3 protein-coding genes are annotated in these 2,027 nt (G+C 71.3%); all 3 read right to left on the bottom strand.

Annotation, left to right across the window (positions count from 1 at the left end; genetic code table 11):
* Positions 1 to 55: 55 nt before the first annotated feature.
* Positions 56 to 688 carry a GDSL-type esterase/lipase family protein gene (locus tag VJ976_RS02720; RefSeq protein ID WP_324098572.1) on the bottom strand — a complete coding sequence of 211 codons (633 nt, stop codon included), beginning with the start codon at positions 686 to 688 and terminating at the stop codon, positions 56 to 58.
* Between the two features lie 96 nt (positions 689 to 784).
* Positions 785 to 1,849, bottom strand: coding sequence for a GNAT family N-acetyltransferase (locus VJ976_RS02715; RefSeq protein WP_324098571.1), 1,065 nt, complete (start codon positions 1,847 to 1,849; stop codon positions 785 to 787).
* The coding region (locus tag VJ976_RS02710; RefSeq protein ID WP_324098570.1) for a hypothetical protein at positions 1,846 to 2,027 on the bottom strand (182 nt) is incomplete at its 5' end. The genes VJ976_RS02715 and VJ976_RS02710, both read right to left, overlap by 4 nt.

Raw genomic sequence — 2,027 nt, 5'->3', positions numbered from 1 at the left:
GAGTGGGTGGAGTCGCTGACCCGGGGCCGATGAGGCACGCGCGAAGAGGGAACGCTCAGTCCTGCAGCTGGAGCCACCGCTGCCAGCCGTAGTGCAGCACCAACCAGGCGATGAGGCCGTAGCCCGCCTGACCTGGGTGGGTGCCATCGCCGGCTGACAAATCGGAGAGCCACTGGTCGTGCTGCACCAACGGACGGAAGCAGTCCACGAACGGGACGTTGCGGCGGTCGCACACGTCGGCTTGAGCCACCGACAGCACCTCGATCCGCGCGTTGACCTCGGCGTCGAGGGTCGGGGTGGGGCCCACGACGAACGTCGCGATGCCGGAGGTCGCCGCCTCGTCGAGGACGTTCGCCAGGTTGAGCCGGGAGCGTGCCGTGCTCACCCCGGCCGGCACGTCGCGCGCACCCACGCCCACCACCAGCCGCCGCTCCGAGCGACCGGCCCAGCGAAGGCCGCACTCCGTACGCCACCGGTGCATGACGTCGGCGCTGGAGTCGTTGCGGACACCGAGGTTGTAGGCGGTCAGGTCCGCTTCGCGAGTGGAGGTCCGGCCCACCACCCGGGACACCCATCCCAGGGCCTTGGGGTCGCCGTAGCCGGCCACGAAGCCGTCGCCCACGAAGCACAGCCCGATGTCGCGAGGTCCTTCACCCACCCCGAACTCGGCGCTGGGCGTGAACTCCACTGCCGATCCTTGTGCTCCGAAGCTCACCTGTGTTGCCTCTTCCGTTCGTCGTTCCGAGTCCCCACCGACCCTAGCGCCCCGGCGCAACGGGACCGCTCACACGGTGGGGGTGTCCAGAGAGAGCTCCTTGTGCCACGACTGCGTGGTGTAGGCCGTCTCCCACCCCATGGAGGTGTAGAGCCCCTCCGCCCCGGTGGGGGAGTCGGCGTCCACCTCCAGACCGACCTTGTCCCGGCCCCGCGCCGCGGCGTCGGCGATCACGGTGTGGAGCAGCGCCTTGGCCACGCCGCGCCCGCGAGCATTGTTGTCGACCCCGATGTACTCGACGTACGAGGAGTCGCGCTGGGGGTTGCCACCGTCGTCGACCCGGCCGGTAATGGTGGTGGCCACCAGCGCTCCGGCCGGTTCGCCGTCCACCGACGCCAACCACCAGTGGTCCCACCGGTGGCCGGGGTCCTCCCGCAGCCGCCCCACGAACTCCTCGAAGGTCTCGCGGTAGGAGTTGAAGTGGTCGGCGAACGAGACCTCGAGCATGCGGTGCACGTCGCGTAGGTCGTCCTCGTCGGGCATGCCCACCGCGTCGTCCCGCCGGACGCGCCGCACATCGACGCCTTCCCGCGGCGGCGGCAGGCTGTCCTTCTCGTGCTCGGCCACCGGGCGTGACATCTGCCACCAGTCGCGGACCAGGACGAAGCCGGCCTCGGAGAGCCAACGCCCCTGTCTGTCGTCCCCAGCGAAGGCGCCGGAGTCCATGTGCGAGCGACGTGCTCGCCGTGACTGCGCGATGGCGGTGGAGAACCGCTCGGCCACCGCGAGACAGTGCACCGCCACCCGGTCGGCGAGATGGTCCTGCAGGTCCGGGTCGACGGTGACCCCGACGAGGACGCGCTCGCTGGCCCGGTCGTGACAGCTGACCCACGCCCGGGCCACCCCCTCGTCGTCGCGCACGATCTCGTGGGTGTGGGTGCGCATCCCACGCCCGGTCACCTCCGCGGCCACGTTCTCGCTGTCGGCTCCCGGAAAGCCGCGCGCCTGACGCTCGTGGCGCCGCAGGAGTCGGACCAGGTCAGGAACGTCGGCATCGAGCGGGGTGGCCGAGCTCCAGCCCTCGGGCAGGTCGGGCAGGCCGGAGCCGGCCCGGGCCTCGGGGAGCGAGGTCACCGGGCGAACGCCGCGGCGAAGAGGTCTTCCTGCTCGGCGGCGTGCGCCTTGGCCGAGCCGGTGGCGGGGGAGGCGGCCGCAGGACGAGAGACGATCTCGATGGGCCGCTTCTCCCCGTGCCGCTCGAGCGACTCCGGGAGGTTCAGGGCCATAAAGGGCCATGCGCCCTGGTTCTTGG

Origin of the sequence: Ornithinimicrobium sp. (assembly GCF_035267225.1) — a bacterium.
GTDB lineage: Bacteria > Actinomycetota > Actinomycetes > Actinomycetales > Dermatophilaceae > Ornithinicoccus.
This window is presented reverse-complemented; position numbering and strand designations above follow the sequence as displayed.